Consider the following 721-nt stretch of genomic DNA (forward strand, 5'->3'; position numbering starts at 1 on the left):
TTCAACACCGCCCCTTTCTCCAATATAAACAGCTTCGTATTTATTATTATTAGGATTAAACCAAATTGTAAAATGATATTCTCCTGCTGTATAATCATAATCACGCCAAGTTACATAGATTAACTTTTCTTCTTTTATAATTAATTCTGCTTGTTCTCTTGTCATTTTCTATCCTTTATTATGGTATTTGTTTGATAAAACCTAACCTTGAAACATTTACACAAAGCTAATTCTATTTTGTTTAATCATTCTAGCACGATTGATAAGAGCATAAAGGGCTAGAAATTCATCATTATAGGTAGAAGTGTAATTGTATTTTTCTAAAAATACAACAACTTCCCCATCAAACTCAATACTTCTGTATTCTATAATTTTTGCTTTAGCATTAGTGATAAAAGATATATATTTATCTCTTTGTTTATCATGTTTAATACCTGAACATAAAGGTTTAAGTGCTTCATCATACCAAATCACTTCTAACTTTTCTTCTTTAATAATTCTTAATGTTGCTTCTTTTGTGATATTTTCTTTAATATCTTTCCTATTGTAGCATTTATGCCGATAATTTTCTTGTAGCATTTTATCAATTGCTTCTTTTTCATTATCAAAAGAATAACTAAGTCTAATACTTCCTTGGTCTTCAACATAGAAAGTTTCATATTTATTATTATCAGAATCAAACCACATAGTAAGATGGTATTCTCCTGAATGTTTATAAGAA

At 27.2% G+C, this 721-nt stretch carries 1 protein-coding gene; it reads right to left on the reverse strand.

From position 1 onward, the window contains the following. Positions 1–216: 216 nt before the first annotated feature. On the reverse strand, positions 217–721 hold a 505-nt coding region (locus AJN60_RS00450; protein WP_070285664.1), incomplete at its 5' end, for a hypothetical protein.

This window comes from Campylobacter sp. BCW_4323 (assembly GCF_001763115.1).
GTDB lineage: Bacteria > Campylobacterota > Campylobacteria > Campylobacterales > Campylobacteraceae > Campylobacter_D > Campylobacter_D jejuni.